The following is a 24,417-nucleotide window of genomic DNA, read 5'->3' on the forward strand; positions in this document are numbered from 1 at the left end:
ATGAAAAGAATAGTACCCTTGATTTTCGTTCTATTGATGATAATTGGAAATGTTTATGCACAACAATATCCAGTTACCATTGTACCAAGAGTAGCAGCGCCTGCTCCAGTAAATTTCTTTAATTATGCAGATGATTCTGGATTAAATAGTCCTATAACAGTTCAAATATTTCTTAATGATATTACTGTTAGTAACCGACAAATTCGATTGAAAACGTATTTTGAAGGTAATAATATTAGGTTTAGAAGTAAAGATTTTGTGGTTGGAGCTGATGATTTATTTATAGAAGGAGGTATTCCCTTAACTTTAAGAAATGCAGAGTTAGCACCTTATTATAGGTTTGAAAATATAGAAGGAATTAATAATATAACATACTCACAAACAATTCCAGAAGGTAGTTATAGCTTTTGCTTTGAAGTATATGATTACTTATCGGGAACCAAACTTTCTACTAAAAAATGTGCTACAGTATTTATATTTAAGAATGAACCTCCAATTTTAAACTTACCATTTAATAAAACAAACATAGAACCCAAAGATTTTGAGAATATTATTTTTCAATGGACACCAAGGCATATTAACGTTAGTAATGTAGAGTATGAGTTTAGTATGGTTGAAATTTGGGATGATTATATAAACCCACAAACAGCTTTTTTATCACAGACTCCAATATTTGAAACAACGACTAGAACAACTAGTCTAGTATATGGTCCAGATAAACCATTATTACTTCCAGGAAAACGTTATGCTTGGCGGGTTAGGGCAAAAGCATTACAAGGAATAGAAGAAGTTGGGTTATTTAAAAATCAAGGATACAGTGAGATATTTTGGTTTTCTAGAACAGCTCCCTGTATGATTCCAGAAGATATTAGTGCAGAGCCCAAAGGTATTTCAAAAATTAATATTTTTTGGAATCAAGAACCCATTATTTACTCTGAATTCATAATTGCTTATAGAGAAGCTGATAATCCAGATGCGCATTGGTTTACAAAAAAAACAAATAGTGGATGGGCAACTATATGGGATTTAAAGGCAGGCACAACATATGAGTACAAAGTAAAAGGAAAATGTAAATATCAATATAGTGAGTACTCTGAAACACAAAGGGTAACTACAGAGATTATTCAAAATGAAGACGCTAATTATAATTGTGGAATAGTTCCAGATGCTATAGCTATTAGTAATAGAGAACCGCATCCAGGATTAAATATCGGAGATCAAATAACTGCAGGTGATTTTAAGGTTACAATTACAGAACTTCAAAATCAAGCTAATGGGATTATTTCTGGAAAAGGATATGTAGGAATTCCATATTTAAATATGGCTAAGTTTGGTGTTACTTTTAATGGGATTTTAGTGAATTCTTCAAATCAACTTGCAGAAGGAGAGATTGTAACATTATATGATCCTGAATTTGGAGAAGGAGCCTCAATGACAGTAGATGTAAATATAAATATAGCAGAAACTATAGACGGAGATGACGGTGTTGTAGAAGAAACTGTAACTGTAGATTTTGTCATTGAGTCTATAGAAGTTGATGCAAACGGAGCTTTTGTTGTAACAGGTACAAATGGAGAAACAGCCATAATACCAGGAGATGATGATATAAAGATAAAAAGTGATAACGGAGAAGTTTGGTCAGTTGGAGAAGACGGAACGATAACTAAACAAGAAGAAGCAGATGGAGGGGCTATTACAGATTCAAATACAAGTGGATTAGATACAGAAGGAAATGTAGATGGTGTTACGGCTTCAGGTGTAAAGATTATTTTTGAGGCTTCAGGTTATTATCATTTTGATCAATTACCTAGCGGAACATCAAGTGATTTTGAAAAAGAGTATAAGTTTTTAGAGCAAGAAGGTGGGAAATATAAAGTACCATATAAAGCAATTTCTGATACAAATGGAGAAGATTTTATTTATGCTAAAGTTACCATTAATGATCCAGATATTAAACGTAGTGATGTTGTTTTTAAAACTAAAGAAGGAGGAAAGGTAACAGTTGAAGAATGGGACGGGGATAGAGCTAAACTAAAGTTAATAAGAAAATTTCATTATGCAGATGAGGAAATTTATGCAGTTGTAAAATCTAAACAAGATTCAACAAAGTATGATGTAGCTGGAAGTTTAATAACTACCCATTTAGCTTCACAAGAACTAGAGGCTATAAATGTAACACTTGTGCCTATAGGAGTAGGTAAGATTGATAGTAGTATAAAGAAAGAAGTAGAAGAAATTTATAAAAAAGCTGGAGTCCGTTTAAATATTCAAGAAGTAAATGAAATATCACCTGAAGAAGTTTATAAATGGGATATAGATGGTAATGGAAAACTAAAGGTGGGAGATAGTGCCATGTTAGCTCATTATACTGATGAGGAACAAGTTTTCAATAGTTATATAAAACAACAAAGTTTTTACAGTAAAAACACCTACTATGTTTTTGTGACTAATGTACGGGTGAGTAACAATGAGGTAAATGGTTTTATGCCTTTAAAAAGGCAATTTGGGTTTGTATTTACCCGAAATGCAAATACTCCTAAAAAACAAGTAAAAACATTAGCTCACGAATTAGGTCATGGAATTTTTGGTTTAAAACATCCATGGGATGAATATAATTTTGCAGAAAGTGCAACTAACTTATTAATGGATAATGGTGATGGTATAGTTCTGAGTCATTTAGATTGGAAAAAAATGCATGCACCTGGTATCCAAATTTATTGGTTCCAAGGTGATGAAGATGGACAAAATACAATTGTATCAAGTATTCCTAAGCAATTTGCAAATAATGATAAAACTTATACATTCTTGACGATGAATGGAAGTTACATTACATTGCCTAAAAATGTTAAAAATTTAAGTTTTGTAACTGGAATAGATAAGTTGAATCCATATATCCATTACCCTACAGGAGCTCTTCAATCTTTTGTTATTGAAGGAAAGAAGTATTCTGCAAAAATAGATGGGATTATAGAACCAACTGATGATTATACAATTGAAAATTTTGATTTTACGTATAATGGTTTTAAAAATTATTCCGTAGAAGAGAGAGATAAGTACCATGGATCTGTAATAACTGTTGTTCCTGATGGAAGTTCAAGAAGGTTATTAAGAGTAAGGGTAAAAGACTTAACATTTCAGGAAAATGAAAAAGTTAATATTTTAAAGAAAAATACTTACGATAAGTTTCAAAAAGTATTAATTAGTGAAAATAAAATAGTAGAAAAAAGATATAAATATGGAGAAACAACACCTTATGATGGCTCATATGTATTAAATCAAGAATTAGTACAGCAATTTTTAGGAGAAGGTATCAACTGGAAAGAACATTACTTTATAGCGTCTAAGTTAGCTTTTTTAAATAATACTTATCCGGATATTATAGAAGAAATATTTCCTAGATTAGCTTTAAAAAGCGATACACAATCCCATCTTCCGTCTGATAAAGCTTATGTTGGATTAAAAGGTTTATCAATAGAAAAGTTAATAGATGTATATATTAAGTTAGTAAATGGTGTTCGAGGAAAAGTTTCAAATTGTTATGAAATGCTTTCAAATATTAATATTAACGCTTCATTTAGGAATGTAAAAGCTTGTATTGATAATTTGTCAGATAAAGAAATAGAAAAGTTACCAGTTGATTCAAAAATAACAGCATTAAGTATTTTAACTAACTGGAGTGTAGTAACAACAAATAGTACAGAAATTGAGATAATTAGATTACTGAAGTTTACTCAAAAGAAAGATGTTGATAAATTGTTAGATAAATTAAAAGGTAAAACAGCTTATGAGAACAGTGATGATTTTATTCTTAAAAGGTTAGTTTATAAAGTTGATAATGACCACACTTATTTTACAGATGATAATTATTTAGAATTAGTAAAAACCTTATCGTTACTTGCATCAAAATCAGAAAAGTTTAAAAAATCTGTTTTAGAATACTCAGATGAAGAGTTTTTAAAACGAATAATTGATTTTTATCATAGGAGTTTTTGGGATGGTGTAAAAGAAAGCCTAGGAACAAACCCAACAGTACCTTATGTAAAGTGTACTCCAGATACAAATGTTAACTGGGTATCTAAAGATGATGTTAAAATAAAAATTCAGAATACGGTTTCATGTAATTTAATAGAATACCCTACATCTGACACTCCTTTAGAAGTAGATCCTATAACTCCTATTTGGTTTGTAAATAAGTCTTCATTGAGTATGCTAAGTGATTATAATAAAAATAATCCAGTATTAGCACCAGCAATTTTGGCTTATTATGCAAATGATGTAGGAAACACCAAAAATATAATTGATGGGGTTGAAGCAACTGTTGATGTTATTAGTTTGTTTTCAGGAGCAGGAGCTCTAGCTAAAGCTCCTACACATTTAAGAAAAGCATTTATTATAGCAGACATGATAGGTTCAGGAGTAAATATAACACTAGCTTCATCATCTGAAAATTTAAATCCTGAAGTAAAAAAGGTTTTACAAGCATTAAATGTTTTAACAGCAATAATAGCTGTAGGAGAATTAGCAGACGGAGTTAAAAGTTTAAAAACATTTTTTACAAAAGCTAAGAGTAATACAAAAGATTTGCCTTCAAAAAGTGAAGTAGAAAGTTTTATAAATAGTATACTCAATGATAAGGTATCACCTGAAGAGCTTGCAAAAATCGGAACCAATAAATTAAAAGAAGCAGAAAAGTGGTTAGATAATATTATTCTAGAAGGAAAAGCTAGTGGTTCAATGGACTTAGCAGTAAAAGCTAAAACAGCCAAAGCTAAAATTTTATCAATAAAGGAGTTGTTAAAAATTAATCCAAATGATTTAAAAAGTGTATTAAATTTAACAGGAAGTGAAATAAGTTTAGTTAAAAATTACTTGAATAAATCCGATGATTACATAGATGTAATAGTTCATTCTAATAAAGTCGGAGATAAGTTTTCAATTATTATAGAGGTTAATGGTAAAGTAGATGAAGTTGTACTGTCAGCAAAAGACTTTGCGAGAACATTAAGTGATGTTCCAACAAATAAGACAATCAGATTACTTAGCTGTAATAATACAGATAGTGCAAAAGAAATAGCTTCAGTACTAAATAGAGATATTATAACTTCAAGTGGAGAAATGAAGTTGTATGATAACGGATTAATAGAAACAGGTAGTTGGTTTATAGCAAAGCCTGGAGGTAAGATAGAAGACTATAGACCGAAAAAATATAACTTAGATGCAACTGATAATTACATTATTTTAGGAGAAAAATTAGACGATCCGTTATTAGAAGCAATAAGAATAGGAAAAAGAAGTGATGGTACTTTAGCAGATGCACTAAGGGCTGCAGGTTATCCTAAAAGTGCTGATGCTGTGAAAGGAGCAGGAAATGTAAGTAAGAATAATAAAAAATGGTTAGACTCTGGTGATTCACAAATACCTAATGCAAAAACAGATTATAGATTTACACGTAACGGAGTTACCTATGAAATAGGTACACCACCTGCAGGACCTAATGAAAAATGGAAAGCATATTTTACTCGTTTAAATAAGATTATTAAAGAAAATGGTAAAGATGTTAAACACTTTAATCAGTTTGAGTCACATCATATATTTCCTGTAGATTTATTTAAAAGAGAGTCATTTAGAAAATGGTTTGAAAATTTTGGACATAAACATTATGATATAAATGGGGATAATTCACTGGAAAATCTAATAATGTTAGAAGCCATAAGAAGAAATCCTATAACTGATAAAGGGAATCCCAACTTCTTAGGTGGTGTGCATACAAATCATCCTCAATATACTGAGAGAATTGGTGCTTACATAGACAACCTTTGGAAAGATGCTAAATCAGCAAATAAAGACTGGGATGATTTAAAAATAGCAAGAGAGATAGATGATGATATTGTAAGTTTTTCAGAAAACTTAAAACAGTCATTATTAGAAAATTCTGTAAGAGGTGATGTAGAATTACCTACTTACTGGGATAATATAGATTTTGAACAATTAAAAAATAAATAAAATGAAAGTTTATGAGCTTAGTGTAGATTTTAAATCTAACAAGGAATGGAAAATCATTTTAGGAAAAAATGAAGATAATCGCTTTAATGTTATTTCAAATATAGAAAATGATTTAGAACTTTCGTTGAAGAAGGATGAAAGAATAAAAATGCATTTAATAAATATAGAAAGTAAAGAAAACAGAAAGGAAATTCCTTTTAATGTAGATATTATCTATTGGGTTGATGATATAACTTTGAATGCATATTCACCTTATAAAGGTATTGTAATAAGTGAAAAACTCAAAAAAAAATTATCAAATTACGTTTTACCTCCTTCTTATTTTTATCCAATAGATATCATTAACTCAATAACAGGAGAAATAAATAATAATTATTATTTATTTTATATAAAAAAGGGAATAGTAGATTTTACTTTATTTAAAAAAAGCGAATATGTTTATACAAAAAGAAGAATTGAAATAAAAAGAAGTGTAGGAGACTTCAATACTTATGATGAATTTAATGAAGGTTATGATAAATCATATGATAATGATGGAGTTAAGATTAAGATAGCTAATAGATGTTTAACTACTATTTATGATTTAATTCCAAGTTCTCTTAACTCTATATTAGTTAAAGAAAGTTTTTTGAACGATTTAAGTACTTTAAATGGAGTTATATTAAAAGAACGAATTGATCTTTTTATATATGATGTAGATGCTACTTCATAAATAATTTACACTGAAAGAAAAAGTAAACTAACTAGCAAATAATAATATGAAGAAAAAGTTACCCTTAAGTTTTTTCGCTTTTGTATTTTTTACAGTAGCGATTTTCTCAAACAATTCGGATAAAGTAAAAGAAAAACCAAGAAAAGATAGTTTAGCACTTGTAAAAGAATCTACTACTCCTAAAAGAATAGTTAAGAAAAAGTTATTCCGTAATTTTTCTTCATTAGAAAAGTTTGAAAAAGTTGAAGTAGCAGAAGTAAAGAAACGATTTTCAGAACAGGGATTTCAATTTAATACATCAGATTCATTAGTAAATAAAAAGTGGTTAGATATGGCTACTAACACTTTTAATTCTATTGAAGAGAGTGGTAATTTTATAGACGTATTAACTAGAGATGGTTTAAGTGAGTTACCTGTAGCCATTAAGCCAGTTAGTATTAGTAATGTAAAGTATACTGTTGGAATAGCCAAAGCAGTGTTTAAACCTGCTTATACTGAATTAACAGTGTTTCTAAAAGTTGAATTACCTAATACCAACCCAGATAGAGGTGATCAAGTATTAATACTTGGAGCATCTGATGTCAAATTATCACATGAAGGAGGAATTGTAGGACAAGCTAAACTTAATTTAATTTCTCAGTTTACAGTAAACCTAAACAAAGGTTCTATTTTACTAACCTTAAAAGGGAGTTTTGAGAAACCCGGAACCTATGCAATCATTGATTGTTCTGGATTTAAAGAAATGGGGTTAGATGCAAATGTAAAATTTGCAAATGGTTTATTACATCCAGTTGATGAAAAAGGAAAAAAGAAAATAGGATATGTAGAAGCAGATTTTAAAACTTCTATTTCAGATTGGAATGATATGGTTGTAAATATATCCTTACCAGAGTTTGGAATCAAAGGATTAGAAGGTACTACATTTCAGTTAAATACAGCCGTTTTTGATTTTAGTGATTTAAGAAATGATGAAGCAACGCCTAAAGCATACTTAAATAAATATTATACAGATGCTCCAACTTTATGGAGAGGTGTATATGTAAAATCATTAAAAGTAATACTACCACCAGAATTTAGTAAAAGGAATAGTGATAAACGAGTAGCATTTGGAGCAACAGATTTAATTATTGATGGGCAAGGCGTAACAGGTAAATTTATCGGAGAAAATATTATTGGTTTAAAAGAAGGCTCGGCATCAGGGTGGAACTTTTCATTAGATTATTTTCTTTTAGATATTGAAACTAATAGTTTAAAAGGAGGGAAATTTAATGGGAAACTTGTACTACCTGTTTCCCAGTTAGATAGTTTAAGTTATAATGCCGTTTTTCAACCAGGTGAGTATAAGTTAGCTGTAAAAACGGAAAAAGATATTAAGTTTAATGTATGGAAAGCCAATGTTCACCTTACTAAAGATTCATACATTGAAATGAAGGTAAAAGATGGTAAGTTTAGACCGAAAGCAAGTTTAAATGGTTCCATGAATATTGCTTCTGGTTTAGGAGGAGGTTCAGGAAACCAAAATAATAGTAACTCTTCATCGTCAAAAAGTGTTATTGATTTTGATGGAATAGTGTTTGAAAAAATGGTTCTTCAAACAGAATCGCCCAATTTTTCTGTAGATTATTTTGGTATAAAAGGAAAGTTACAAGTAGCAAACTTTCCCATAAGTGTAAATGAAATAGGCTTAAGAACCCCGACAGGAAATAAAGCTGAACTTATATTTGATTTTGCGGTTAATTTAACATCTGAATCAGATGGAGGTAATGGAGGTTCATCAAAATTAGCAATTAAAGGAAAATTAGAGGACACAGGAAATAAATGGAAATTTGATGGGGTTCGTTTAGAGCGTTTATTCATAGAAATGGAAGTAGCAGGAATGGAACTAAAAGGAGCCATTTTTATTTTTGAAAACGACCCTACTTACGGAACAGGTTTTGCTGGAGCTGTTGGAGCAAAATTTACCAAAGGAATGAAGTTGGAAGTGGAAGCTAAAGCATTATTTGGAAGGAAACCAACTTTTAGGTATTGGTTTGCAGATGCACAAGTAACAATTCCTTCTGGAATTCCAGTATTTACTGGTTTTGCTATGAATACTTTTGGAGGCGGTTTTTATAATAGGATGAAGATGGCAGGGAATTCTAATAGTGAAAATGCCGCCTATGAACAGATTGGTGCATCAATCTCTGGAGTAATCTACGAGCCTTATGAAGATAATTCTTTTGGAATGAAAGCATCAGTAGGGATTGTAACTCAAAGTTCAGAAGATTTATTTCATGCTACAGTAGAGTTTGGGATGGCATTTAGAAAATCTGGAGGGCTGCAAGAAATTTACTTTAAAGGATTTGGAGAGTTAGTATCTCCATTACCGAATGATTTTTATGATAAAGTAGCTAGTAACTTACAAAAAGTAGCGAATGATGTAGAAAACCCTTATTTACCAGCACAACAAACATCTGCTGCAATTGCAGCGAGTTTATACATTGGTTTTGATTTTGTTAATGATATTTTTCAAACAACAGCTGAAGTTTATATAAACTTAGGTATTATTAAAGGAGTAGGACCTTATGGTAGAGCTGGATGGTTAGATTTTTATGCTTCGCCTGATGAATGGCATTTATTAATAGGTACTCCAGAAGATAGAGTAGGTATAAAAATAGATTTAGGAATTTTAATGGTTAGCATGGATGCCTATTTTATGACTGGAGATAATTTACCAGGAAGTCCACCACCAGATCCAATAGTAGCAGATATTTTAGGTTTAGATTTAGCAGAGTTAGACTATATGCGAGATTTAAATATGCTTGAATCTGGAAAAGGATTGGCTTTTGGAGCTAGCTTGAAAGTAAGTACAGGTGATTTAACTTTTTTAATATTTTATGCGCGTTTTGATGCTGGTGTAGGTTTTGATATTATGTTAAAAGATTACGGAGAAGCGCACTGTAAAGGATCTTCTGAACCAATAGGAATGAATGGTTGGTATGCTAATGGTCAAGCATATGCTTATTTACAAGGGGAACTTGGATTGACCTTCCGTTTGTTTGGTTCCAAAACTAAAATACCAATTATAAGTGGAGGAGGAGCAGTATTATTGCAAGCTAAATTGCCAAACCCTTCTTGGTTTAGAGGATATTTAGGGGGTAAGTTTAATTTGCTAGGAGGTTTGATAAAAGGAAGTTTTAGATTTAAAGTTGAGTTAGGAGAACAATGTGAAATTGTAGGAGGAAGTCCATTAGATGGAATTGTCGTTATCAGTGATTTAAATCCTAAAGATGGTAGTGGTGAAGTTGATGTATTTGCGGCTCCACAGGCGGTATTCAACTTACAAGTAAATAAAATATTTGAATTACCAGATGAAACGGGTGATAGAAAGTATAAGATATTATTAGATGAATTCTCAGTAACTAATAATGGGCAAAAAATTGAAGGAGAAGTAAAATGGAGTGATAGAAATGATGCAGCTGCGTTTTATTCTCATGAAATTTTACCACCGCATTCTCAGTTAAAAGCGTATGTACAATTGCATTTTGAAGAATATAAAAATGGTAATTGGGAAGTAATTAAAACAGAAGGAAAACCAGCTATAGAGACTAAGGAAGTGAAGTTTACAACGGGTGATGCTCCTAAAACTATTCCACTTAGTAATATAGAATACATGTACCCTGTTCTAGGGCAGAAAAATTTCTTTATAGAAGAATATGGAACTGCGTATATAAATTTGAAAAGAGGGCAAACCTATCTATTTGAAGCTGTTCCTGATTGGGATAAAACTATGATTATGTCTTCAGAAACAGGACAATTGTTAACTAAGAAGTATACATATAATTCAGCAAAAAAACAATTAGTTTATTCTTTACCAGATGAAATGAATCATCAAGAACATTATACAACAAGGATAAAACTAATTTCAAAAGGAAGTGATATTGGTGCAAATGTTAAGGAAACAAGTAAGAAAAAAGAGTATCAAGGTGAAGGATCTGAATACACAAACTCTTTTGATGGTAAAAACAAGCAAAAAAGCTATAGTAATGAATTGGTTAAAAGGTCTAAAGAAGCAGATGGAGAAATTACTAAAGATGGAGAAAGAGAGATTTTAGTATATGATTTTAGAACAAGTTCTTATGATACTTTTAGTGATAAGATGAATGCTATAAAGAAGAATAATGACTTATATGATTATGTAGATTACCCTTATGGATTAACATTATTCTCTTCAATTAATAAAAATGAACCGTTTGATTTGGTTGAATTAAGAGGAAATGATTTTTCAGGTAGCTTACCTCTTGTGGTAGCCAAAGCCGTATTAGATGATTCCTATTATAAAAATAAAATTTATCCATTAATATATAAGGATTATCCTATTGAAGGGGAGATAACTGTAACAAGAGAAACTGATAAAGTTGGGGTCCCTCCAATTGAAGGAGTAGAACCTATGACTTGGTATTTAACACATTTAGAGAATGATTTTAATGATAGAGTTGTAGAATATAGTCCATATAAATATAATTTAACGCATTATTATTTACAAGATTTTGAAGATTTAAGATATCAATTACTGAACTCTAATATAGCTTGGGAAACCAATGCTAGATATGAGAGTTTAATACTCAAGGCTTTCCCATATATGAGGAAAGGTAAATACAAAACTACATTTAAATACATTTTACCAGGTCAAGTTAAAGAAGGGAAAATGAAATCAGTTAAATATATAAACCCTGTTAATGATTAAGAAGTTTAAAATGAAGAGGATTTTATTTTTAGTATTAATTGTAAGCTATTGTAATTCATTACTAGCACAAAAAGAGTTAGGAAATAAATTACCTGAAGTAAAGGTGATTGGAACTGCAACAAAAAATAAAATAATGTTGCGTTGGGGAGTCACTACACCTACAGCATGGAAGTATGCTAATAAATATGGATATACTATAGAACGTAAAACAATTGTTAGGAACCAAGTTGTTTTATCAACTCCTGAAATAAAACAGATAGTATCTACTCCATTGAAACCTAAACCTATGATGGAATGGAAAGAATTTACTGAAAAAAATATGAATGCAGCAATAGCTGCACAAGCATTGTATGGAGATCAATTTGAAGTAAACATGAACGAAGGAGGAAATGGAATTTTAAGTATTATAAATCAAGCTCAAGTATTAGAACAACGATTTACATTTGCTTTATATGCTGCTGATCAGGATTTTGAAGTTGCTAAATTTTCAGGATTGGCGTATATTGATAATACAGTAAAACCTAATGAACGCTATTTATATTCTGTAAAAGTAGCTTTGCCAAAAGAAAAGAAGATTAAGGTTAAGCATGGAGGGGTTTATATTGGACTAGAAGATTATAAACCTTTGCCTAAGCCTCAGGAGTTTGTAGGTGTTTTTAAAGATAAAACAGCTATATTAAGTTGGAATTTTGCTATTCTTAAAAAATATTACACAAACTATATAATTGAAAAATCAGAAGATGGAGGTAAGCAATTTAAAAGTTTATCTAAAACCCCAATTGTAAACATGAGTGAGAAAGAGAAAAGTACATCAAACAGAATGATGTATGTTGATAGTCTTTTTCAAAATAATAAAGAGTATAAATATCGAATAAAAGGGGTCTCACCTTTTGGTATTCAAGGACCATATTCTGATATTATTTCTGGTAAAGGTAAGATACCATTAATCCATAACCCTTTTATCACAGAAATAAAATTATTAGAAGATGGAAACGCAATGTTGCAATGGGAGTTTCCTTCTGAAGGAATGCAGGCATTAAAGTCTTTTAAATTAGTAAGAGCAAACCAAGTAAAAGGGAATTATACAATAGTAAGTAATACAATTTCAAAGAATAGTAGAAGCTTTAAAGTTGAGAATTTACAAGCAATTAACTACTATAAAGTAATTGCGGTAGGAACAGATGGAAGTTCAAGAGAATCTTTTCCAAAAATGGTACAGCCAGATGATGTTACTCCACCAGAAACACCAAGTCTTTTGAAAGGAACAATTGATAGTTTAGGAGTGGTAAGATTAGAGTGGAAACAAAATAAAGAAATAGATTTTCATGGGTATAGAGTTTTTAGAGCAAATTTAAAAAATGACGAATTTACGCAAGTAACATTCAGACCAATTCCTAATAGTAAAATTATAGATACTATAAATATAAAAACTTTAAATAAACACATTTATTATAAAATACAAGCTTTTGATAAAAGATATAATCCTTCTGAATTTTCAGAAGTTTTAGAGTTAAAAAGACCAGATATTGTACCTCCTACACCACCTGTTTTTACTGCTTTCAATGTTAAAGAAGGAAAAGTTGATTTAGAGTGGATTACCAGTTCAAGTTCAGATGCTCAAAGTACGGTTTTGTATAGAAAAGAAAAAGGAGGTAAGTTACCTTGGGAATTAATAAAAGTACTTGAATTACCATTAAATAAATTTACAGATGAATCAGGAATTGAAGGTAAAACATATTTATATACAGCAATAACAGTAGATGAATCTGGCTTAGAATCTGATCCAATTACACCTCTGAAAATAAAAGTGTTCAATAACTCGCCTAAACCAATGATTAAGAGGTTTTATGGAGAAGTAAATAGAACAGAAAAGAAAATTGATTTACGTTGGAATTATGAAGAATCTAATGTAGTAGAGTTCATTTTATATAAAGCTACAGAAGGAAAAACACCAACTATGTACAAGATTTTTAAATCGAAAACGAATAAGTTTATAGATAAAAATCTTACAGTGAATACAAAGTATATATACTTACTACAGGCTGTGTTTAATACTGGAGCAAAATCACCTCTTAAAAAAATAGAATTAAATTATTAAAGTTATGAGAAGAATATTAATTGTTTTTATATTATTATTTTTAGGTAATAATATCTATTCTCAAAAATATCAAATAGAAATTTCTGGATATGTAAAAAGTGGAGGTTCTAGCTGTGGAACAATTAATGGTATAACAGGTATCTACCTTGTATATAGAAGTGGAAAAGAAGTAAATTTACATCCATACAAATACTATAGAGACCAATACTATTCTTATTCTAGAGAATTTGATGCTTCTGATAAGGTTGTGAAAGTTAGGTTTCATTACTCAAGAAGATACCGTCATTGGGGTGATTGTAAAAGTAGGCATGTAGAAAAGCCAATAAATGTTTATACTCCTTGTCATTCAGAACGTTATACAAAAAGCCAAGTTTATGATGGAGCAGTAGATTCTGGATATGCTAAAATAGATATATATCCAACTCCTGAAGTACGATACCCTGATGGGTTTGATGTAAAAAAAACAAAAATAGTTTGTCAAACAGAGAGTATTAAAATCCAAGCTGATAATTATGGAAATAGTTTAAGTTCAACTAATAAAAGAAAAATTTACAAGTGGGAATATAAAGATGTAGTAAATAAAGTTAATCAAGCAACACCTGGATATCAAATTTTACTAGATGAAATTGATAGATTAAATGAAAGATTTAGAGAGTGTTTAGATAATGACGGAGGAGGTGGAATTGATCAACCATTCTTAAAAAATAATAAAGATAAAAATAGGCCTCCAGGAGGAAGATGTAATTATTGGTTTGAAAGAGTAAAAGAAGCTGCTGAAGAAGCACGAAATTATTCACCTAAATTTGTAAAAGTTGCTAAATGGAAACCTCTTAGAAATAAGGAAGGACAAAGGGTGATAGATGTAAAATTATCAGATATTTATACTAGTACATCTGATCAAAAGAAAGCATTAGAAGGAGTGACTATACCTATAAGGGTCAAGCCATCTTGTTTAGAGGAATCTAAAATTCCTAAGGATAAAAATAATAGTGTTAGTATTCAATTTTTACCAGAGCCCCCCAAAGTTTCTAAAGCACCTAGTTTTAATGCTCCAACTTGTTCTTATGATGAAGTTACTGGGTTTACTATATATTTTGACAGGCAACTCTATACAGGAGAAGTTTTAAATATTAACTTAAAAAGACAAGATGATTTAAACGCGAATTTATTTATTTCAAGAGGTAAGAATGTTGGAATTAATAGTTTACAGAGAGTAAATGATAATTTATATAAATATAATTTTACTAAAGAGCCTGGAGCTTTAGGGATAATCGATGGAAAATATAAAATTTTTGTTACTGGGAATAGACGTGCATCTAATGGAGCGCTAATCAAAAATTGTGTAGAATTAGAGTTTCCAAAATCAGGAACTTACTCAATTAGCACACCAGCACCAGTAATTTTTAATACAGCTTCTGTACAAAAACACCAAGCTTGTTTTGGCGTAAAAGATGGTGAAATAAAAATTACAGCATCTGGAGGTTCAGGTAATTTGAAATATGTCTTGAATGGAGTGGAGAGTGCTGACACTTTTTCAGGAACAAAAATAATCAAGCCTTTAAATCCTGGTAAGTATACTATAAAAGTAAAAGATGATAAAGGTTGTTTTGCAAAAGATTCTAGTGGAAAAGATATTATAAAAAATGTAACAATAAATTTTGCAACAGAAATAAAACATAATAAAGGGACAGTCATAGATACTGGATTTCCTGGCGCAAGCAGTGGTTCTGTAAAAATAAATAATGTTTGGGGAGGTAGCCCAATTAATGGAACTAGTTACAACTATGAAGTTCTAAGTTCAGCAAATGTAAAACTTAAGTCAGGAATTATATTAGCTTCAGGAGGAACTATTTCAGGTTTACCTAGTGGGATTCATAAAATTGTATACATAGATGCTAATGGTTGTAGGGTAACTTACCCACTTTCTAAAATAAATGATCCATTACCTATATCCGCAACAATAACTTCTACTAAACCAGATTGTATTGGAAATAAAGGGAATATATTGATTAATTCAATAAGTGGAGGTTATGCTAAATACTCTGTAATTATCAAGAAAGGAGGTATTACAGTTAGTAATTTAACAAATATTGAAAGTACAACATCTGTAAGCGTTATAGCAGGAGAGTATTCAATTTTAATAAAAGACACTAGACAAGGTAAATTAGAAAAAATAATTAAAGTACTTCCACAGTCAAAAATTACAATAGACAAGGTTGATATAACCTCACCAATTAAGTGTTTTGGAGAAAAAGCAACGGTAGTTGTTTCTGCTTCAGGAGGAAAATCATCTAATTACCAATATGCTATATGGAAAGGAGCTAGTACAGTTTGGAAAAATACAAATACATTTGATTTAGCTCCAAGTAGTAGAGATTATGTGTTTAGAGTAAGACATAAAGAAGTTACAGGGTGCTTGTCAGCAGTATCTAACCCTATTCCAATTAAAGGGCGTGATCCTATAGAGGTATTAAATGTAAAAGTAAAGCACAATGATATTTATGGAGCAGAGCAAGGTGAGATTAATTTAAAATTAGATGGAGGAATACCTAATTATAAGGTTGTTTGGAGTAAAAAAGGAGAGCCAACATTTACTAAGACAGGAACTAATATAAAGGAACTAAAAGCAGGGTTTTATTCTGCATTTGTAAGAGATAATGAAGGCTGTCAGCTTAATTCAGCCGAATTACTTAAAGTTACTGATGTTGAAGTAAAAGAAAAACCTCAGCTATTAGTATCGTTAGATATTTCAACTCCTATAAAATGTTATGAAGGGAGCGGGACAATTCTAGCTAAACCAATAGGAGGGTCTGGGAACTATTCATATAAGTGGTTGAAAAATGGGATAGTACAATCTAATACAACTAGTATATTTTCAGATGCTTTTAAAGGAGATTATAAAGTTGAAGTTAATGATGGACATACAATAACAAGTTCTTCAATTACATTATCAGATCCAACACAAGTAAAATTAAACATTGTTAAAAAAGATATTTCTTGTTATGGAGAAACTGACGGATTAATACAATTATTACCTCAGGGAGGAGCAGGTGATTATAAATATTCTTTAGATAATAAGAAAACATATAAAAGTGTAAAAAATTTAACAAATAATACCCTTTCTAATTTAAGTAAAGGAAATTACACTATTTGGTTAAAAGATAAGGAAGGATGTGAAATAGTTTCAGGAATCAGTACTTCAATTATAGAACCATCCCAAATAGAAATTACTAAAAGAAATATAACTAATAATTCAATTATAGGAGGTAGTATTGGGAGTATCTCAATAAATGTTTTTGGAGGAAAAGAAAGTTATAGTTATGTATGGACTAAACAAGGAGATTCGTCTTTTAGTAATAAAAATAGAGATATTTCAGGGTTATTAGCTGGTGTATATCAGGTTGAGGTTTTAGATGCTAATAACTGTTTACAAATAGCAACTTTTGAAGTTAAGGAACCAAAGCCAATTGCCGTAACTATTAATCAAACCAAAGAAATAACTTGTTTTGGAGATAGTACAGGGGCATTAGTTGCTACTGTTACTGGAGGTTTTCCTTTAAATTCAACATCTTCAGATTTTACCTACAAGTGGTTTAAACTTGAAGCTGGTATAAAAACTAGTATAAATTCAGATTTAAAATTAGATGCTATTCATAGTTTAGAAAAAGGAAAATATAGAGTAGAAGTTAATGATGTGAAAGGAGAAGCTAGTTTTGCAGAGATAACTATTACTGAACCAACTAAATTAGAAGTATTATTAAAAACTAAAACTAATGTAAACTGTTTTAAAGGAAATGATGGACAGATAGAAATAAATATAAAAGGAGGTACACCTAATTATTCTTATAAATGGACTAAGGAAAATGATACTAACTTTTCTTCTTTAGATAAAGATTTAGTTGATATAAAATCAGGTCTATACACAGTTGAGGTTACAGATGATAATGAATGTAAAACAATTTTAAGAAACATAGAAATTGAACAACCTAGTGCTGAATTGGTAATTCAAGACTTTAAAATAGTTAATCTGAAAGGATTTGAAACAAACGACGGTAGTATAGAGGTGAATATTGCTGGTGGTACTAAAGATTATACTTACAGTTGGAAAGAAAAAGGTACAACTACTAGTTTAGGTATTAAAAATAGTATTGATGGATTAAAAGCAGCTACATATGTGCTTACAGCTAAAGATAAAAATGATTGTACTATAATAAAAGAGTTTGAAGTAAAACAACCTCCCAAATTGGTGATAACAAGTATTGAGCAAACTGGAGAAATAATATGTTTTGGAGATGCAACAGTTGATTTATTAGTAAATGTAGAAGGAGGTACATTGCCTTATACATATAAGTGGATACGAAAAGGAGAAGACAAAGAACTTTCTATAAAATCTAGCTTAAAAGCAATAGGAGGAGGGACTTATATTATAGAAATAATTGATGGCAATTTAATAAAAACAACTAAAGAGGTAACAGTTAATCAACCAGAGGCGTTAAGTTTTGGAGCTATTGATACGGTAGATGTTTTATGTTTTGGAAAAGCAACAGGAAGTATATCGGTTGATGTATTAGGAGGTATAAAGCCTTATACTTATAGTTGGAGTAATGGTAAAGTAGGAGCTTCAATTCAAGATTTAGTAGCAGGCGATTATACCGTTACAGTAATAGATAAAAACTTGTGTGAGATAAAAACTACAGTTGAAGTTAAGCAGCCTTTGGTTGGTTTATCTATAGCAACAGAAGAAAAAAGGGACGCAACAGGTTTTGGATTGTCAAACGGGTATATAAAAGTAAAAGTATCAGGAGGAACGCCAGATTATGTATATCAATGGAAAGATGAATCTGAGCAAATATTAACAAGCATTACAAATGAACTTTCAAATATCAGCGCAGGAACCTATGAATTAACAGTAATAGATAAAGGAAACTGTATAATAAGTTCAACTTATGTAATTGAAGAACCTGCAAAGTTAGAGGTTGATGTAACTGAAGTAAGTATTTTATGTAATGGAGAACAAGGAAAGTTAACAGCATCTGTAAAAGGAGGTGTCCCTCCATATTCATATCAATGGAAAGATAATTCGGGAGTATCTATATCTAATTCATCTTTTATAGAAGTTATTTCAGGAATTTATTCTTTAGAAGTAGAAGATGCAAACAAAAATAAAGTACTTATATCGTCAATAGAATTAAAAGAACCAGAGGCATTAAGTTTTGGAGCTATTGATACGGTAGATGTTTTATGTTTTGGAAAAGCAACAGGAAGTATATCGGTTGATGTATCAGGAGGTATAAAGCCTTATACTTATAGTTGGAGTAATGGTAAAGTAGGAGCTTCAATTCAAGATTTAGTAGCAGGCGATTATACCGTTACAGTAATAGATAAAAACTTGTGTGAGATAAAAACTACAGTTGAAGTTAAGCAGCCTTTGGTTGGTTTATCTATAGCAACAGAAGAAAAAAGGGACGCAACAGGTTTTGGATTGTCAAATGGGTATATAAAAGTAAAAGTATCAGGAGGAACGCCAGATTATGTATATCAATGGAAAGATGAATCTGAGCAAATATTAACAAGCATTACAAATGAACTTTCAAATATCAGCGCAGGAACCTATGAATTAACAGTAATAGATAAAGGAAACTGTATAATAAGTTCAACTTATGTAATTGAAGAACCTGCAAAGTTAGAGGTTGATGTAACTGAAGTAAGTATTTTATGTAATGGAGAACAAGGAAAGTTAACAGCATCTGTAAAAGGAGGTGTCCCTCCATATTCATATCAATGGAAAGATAATTCGGGAGTATCTATATCTAATTCATCTTTTATAGAAGTTATTTCAGGAATTTATTCTTTAGAAGTAGAAGATACAAACAAAAATAAAGTATTTATATCGTCAATAGAATTAAAAGAGCCAGAGGTATTAAGTTTTGGAGCTATTGATACGGTAGATGTTTTATGTTTTGGGAAAGCAACAGGAAGTATATCGGTTAATGTATCAGGAGGTATAAAGCCTTATACTTATAATTGGAGTAATGGTAAAGTAGGAGCTTCAATTCAAGATTTAGTAGCAGGCGATTATACCGTTACAGTAATAGATAAAAACTTGTGTGAGATAAAAACTACAGTTGAAGTTAAGCAGCCTTTGGTTGGTTTATCTATAGCAACAGAAGAAAAAAGGGACGCAACAGGTTTTGGATTGTCAAACGGGTATATAAAAATAAAAGTATCAGGAGGAACGCCAGATTATGTATATCAATGGAAAGATGAATCTGAGCAAATATTAACAAGCATTACAAATGAACTTTCAAATATCAGCGCAGGAACCTATGAATTAACAGTAATAGATAAAGGAAACTGTATAATAAGTTCAACTTATGTAATTGAAGAACCTGCAAAGTTAGAGGTTGATGTAACTGAAGTAAGTATTTTATGTAATGGAGAACAAGGAAAGTTAACAGCATCTGTAAAAGGAGGTGTCCCTCCATATTCATATCAATGGAAAGATAATTCGGGAGCATCTATATCTAATTCATCTTTTATAGAAGTTATTTCAGGAATTTATTCTTTAGAGGTAGAAGATGCAAACAAAAATAAAGTACTTATATCGTCAATAGAATTAAAAGAGCCAGAGGCATTAAGTTTTGTATCTATTGATACAGTTGACGTTTTATGTTATGGAGAAGCTACAGGAAGTATATTGGTTAGTGTATCAGGAGGTATTGAACCCTATGTATATACTTGGAGTCATACAACTATAAATAGTAATCAATTAACAAACTTGGCTAAAGGTGTATATCAGCTTAGAGTAACTGATAAAAATGGATGTTTTATAAGTGATAATTTTATAGAAGTATCTGAACCTGATTTGTATGAAGTTTCAGAGACAAATCTAGTAAGACCTTCTTCTGATTTAGTCAATGATGGTGAGATTAATATTAAAATAGTTGGAGGAGAAGCTCCTTACAACTATTTATGGAAAAATCAAGACGGAACAACAATAAAAGATGAAAACACATCACAGAAAAGTAGTGAAATAACTAATTTGGATGAAGGTACCTACACCATACGTATTACGGATAATAAAGGGTGTATTACAGAAGAAACATATAATTTGGCTAACCCAGGTGAGTTATTAGTATCAGTAGAACAACTTCAAGAAATAACTTGTTTTAATAACAATAGTGCTGTTTTAGATGTTATTACAATTGGAGGAGCAGGAGGAAATAAGTACACATGGTATAATGCATTAAATGACACTATTGTTGGAACTAAAAAACAATTAACAAGTATTTATGCTGGAAGTTATTATGTTATTGTAGATAATGCTGAAGGAATAAAAGAGAAAAGTGCTATTTTTGAAGTAAAAGAGCCTACAAAAATTGTACTAGATTTTACAACAACTAATGTTACTTGTTTTGATGAAGCAAATGGTAGTTTTACTTTTAATGTTGAAGGTGGGAGTATGTCTTATACATATAGATATGCTTTTGAAGGAGGAGTTTTTTCAGGTTGGCAGTCTGTACCTTCCAGTAATAACGTTGAGGTTGAAAACTTAAAACCTGGAAATTATAAAATACAATTAAAGGATAGTAATAATTGTTTTGCTTTAAATGATAGTGGAAATGATATTTTTGAAATCCAAATTACTCAGCCAGAGCTTTTAAAAACAAATACAGATTTATTACTTAACCCTTCTGGTTATAAATTAAAAAACGGAAGTATAGAAGTTTCAATTGAAGGCGGAACAAAACCTTACACTTATATTTGGACTACTAATACAGGAGTAACGTTGCCTACAAGCCTAAAAATAGAGAATTTGCCAGCTGGTAACTATAGATTAGATGTAGAAGATAGTAAAGGTTGTAAAATAAAAAAGGATTTTAAACTTACACAACCCGATGAATTAAAACTTACTCTTAATCAAACAGCAATAATTAGTTGTAAAGGAGAAGCTGATGCTACATTAAAAGTTAATGTAATTGGTGGAGTTAAACCTTATTCATATCAATGGTATAAAGATGGAAGCTCTACAATTATTTCAGCAAATGAAACTTTGAAAAACGTGATTGCTGAAACTTACTATGTGATTATAATAGATAAAAATAACAATAAGTTACAGAGTGAAAAATATACTATAACAGAACCAAATACTCTAACACTAGAGCTAAATGCAGATTATGTTGGGTGCGGTAGAGCAAAAGATTGGGATGTAAATAGTTTAGTTAAAGGAGGAACTCCTCCTTATAATTATTTGTGGAATACAGGAGAAAAGACTAAGACTTTAAAAAATGTTGTAGCAGATAAATATGAATTAACTGTAGTTGATAAAAACGGATGTAGGGTAGTTAAAGATATACAATTAACAGCTCCTGATGTACTCCGAATAAACACTAGAACAATTAATAACCCTTCTGGTTTTGGACTAACTAATGGTAGTATTGAAGTATATTTAACAGGTGGAACTACACCTTATAATTATAATTGGGAAACCAACACCGGTTTAGTATTACCTGAGAGCTTAAGTTTAAAAAATTTACCAGCAGGTAGGTATATATTAAATGTTGAAGATAATAAAGGATGTGCTGTTTCTAAGATATTTGAGTTAATAGAACCTGAACAATTAACCGTTACTATTTCTCAGACTGCAATTATTAGTTGTGAAGGAGAGAATAATGGAATGTTACAGGCTAAGGTAACAGGAGGTGTACCAGGTTATATTTATTTATGGTATAGAGAAGGGGAAACTTCTGTATTATCATCTAGATCAACCTTGAATAATGTGTCTGCAGGTAATTATTATGTTGTTATTAATGATATTAATAGAAACGAGATAAAAAGTAATACATATAAAGTAACAGAACCAAACATTTTAACATTGGAATTAAGTGCTGATTATGTTGAATGTGGAAGAGCCGAAGATTGGACAATAAGTAGTAAAGTAACTGGTGGAACTCCACCTTATAATTATTTATGGAATACTGGAGAAAATTCTCAGAATTTAGAAAATGTTAAAGCAGAAAAGTATGAGTTAACGGTAGTTGATATTAATGGATGTAAACTAACTAAAGAAATTGAATTAAAAGCTCCTGATGAATTAGAAATAAATCTAGATAATTTAATCCATCCAACTGGCTTTGGTTTATCTAATGGAAACATTAAAGTAGGTATAAAAGGAGGTACTTCTCCCTATAATTATAGTTGGGAAACACCAACAGGTAACGTTATACCAAATACATTAAATATAGAAGAAGTTTCAGCAGGAGAATACTTGTTTAATGTAGAGGATAGTAAAGGATGTAAAACTTCAGTAAGTTATGTATTAGAAGAGCCAGATAAACTAGAGGTAAAATTAACTCAAATAGCTATTGTACGTTGTAAAGGTGACAACACAGCAAGGTTACAAGCAAATGTTTTAGGAGGAGTATCACCATATACCTACCAATGGTATAGAGATGGAGATACAAGTATAATAAGCAAAGAAAATATTTTGAAAGATATTTCATATGGAACTTATTATGTAAATATTATTGATGCTAATAATAATAAAGTTGAGAGTATAAAATATAATGTTTCTGAACCTGAAACATTAACTATGGAATTAAATGCTGATTATACAAATTGTGGTACAGCAAATGATTGGAGTATTATAAGTAAAATAGAGGGAGGAACACCTCCTTATAATTACTTATGGAACACTGGAAATACTACTTCAAAATTAACAAATGTTAAAGCTGCTACTTATGAGTTAACTGTAGTCGATGCAAACGGGTGTAGGGCAAATAAAGATATTCTAATAGAGTTACCTGAAAAATTGGTAATAAGTAATGATGAATTAAAAAATGTAACGTGTTATAGAGGTAATGATGGTAAAATAAACATTGATGTCAAGGGAGGGTTACCACCATATAGTTATAAATGGAATAATGAAGAAACAACAGCAATAATATCTAATTTACAAGCAGGAGAGTATTCTGTTACAGTTACAGATATTAAAGGTTGTAAAATATCAAAAACATATATAATAGAAGAGCCAGATCTAATAACAGTTGATTTAGGTGATGATATTACATTGTGTAAAGATCAGTCTACTATAATTGATGGAACTATAGATGACGGAAAGACTTATTCTTGGACTTCTGATAATGGGTTTATAAGTTCAGAACCAATAATTGAAGTAGCTGATGCAGGAACCTATACAGTGAATATAATTACAAATCAAGGTTGTGAGGCTTCAGATACAATTGTTATTAATACATTAAATAATGATATTGATGCTAACTTTATTGTATCAACACAAGTATTCGTCAATGAAAGTTTTATTGCAGCAAATGTTAGTTCTCCATCACCAGATCAATCAGCTTGGTTGCCTCCAATTGAGGCAAAAGTAATAGAGGAAGGAACTAATTATATTGAGTTGTTATTTGAAGAAGTAGGTGAATATGAGGTAACTTTAATAACAACAGTAGGGGACTGTGAAGAGGTGATAACCAAGAAGGTATTTGTGGTTGAAAAAGAAGTTGATAATTCAGTTAGTCAAGATAATAGTAATCAACCAATGATTGAAGAATTTGTTATTTACCCTAATCCATCTTCTGGTGAATTTAAATTAGATATTAAACTAAAAGAAGAACATAATATTAGTGTACGAATTTTTGCAATGCAAGGAAATAATTTTATTGACATGAAGAAAGCTAATGGAAAAAAGGAATACACATTGAACTATAATTTAAGCTTAGTATCTGGTGTTTATGTTGTTTTAGTAGAGACAAAAAAAGAACGCTTGGTGAAAAAAATAATTATAAAATAATTTTCTTTTAATAAAAACTAATAGAATTTTAGTACAAGTTAAAATATCAGTTATTAATAAAAGCTTTTTAA

General features: G+C 30.4%; 5 protein-coding genes. All 5 read left to right on the plus strand.

All coding sequences use genetic code 11. The features are described from left to right. The 5 genes from ABNT65_RS04030 to ABNT65_RS04050 are packed head-to-tail and all read left to right on the plus strand — an operon-like array spanning position 1 to position 24,346. Positions 1–6,003 (plus strand): fibronectin type III domain-containing protein, encoded by a 6,003-nt coding sequence (locus ABNT65_RS04030; RefSeq protein WP_348747230.1) that lies wholly within the window; start codon positions 1–3, stop codon positions 6,001–6,003. Position 6,004: 1 nt separating this feature from the next. Beyond that, complete coding sequence (locus ABNT65_RS04035) at positions 6,005–6,715, plus strand: hypothetical protein (RefSeq protein ID WP_348747231.1); 711 nt, start codon at positions 6,005–6,007, stop codon at positions 6,713–6,715. 46 nt (positions 6,716–6,761) lie between these two features. Then, positions 6,762–11,441, plus strand: a complete 4,680-nt coding sequence (locus ABNT65_RS04040) for a hypothetical protein (RefSeq protein ID WP_348739853.1) — start codon at positions 6,762–6,764, stop codon at positions 11,439–11,441. A gap of 10 nt (positions 11,442–11,451) precedes the next feature. Continuing rightward, complete coding sequence (locus tag ABNT65_RS04045) at positions 11,452–13,539, plus strand: hypothetical protein (protein ID WP_348747232.1); 2,088 nt, start codon at positions 11,452–11,454, stop codon at positions 13,537–13,539. A gap of 4 nt (positions 13,540–13,543) precedes the next feature. Then, a complete protein-coding gene (locus ABNT65_RS04050) occupies positions 13,544–24,346 on the plus strand; it encodes a T9SS type A sorting domain-containing protein (RefSeq protein WP_348747233.1) in 10,803 nt (3,600 codons plus the stop codon). The last annotated feature ends 71 nt before the right edge of the window (positions 24,347–24,417 follow it).

Source organism: Tenacibaculum sp. 190524A02b (genome assembly GCF_964036645.1).
In the GTDB taxonomy this organism is placed as follows: Bacteria; Bacteroidota; Bacteroidia; order Flavobacteriales; family Flavobacteriaceae; genus Polaribacter; species Polaribacter vairaonense.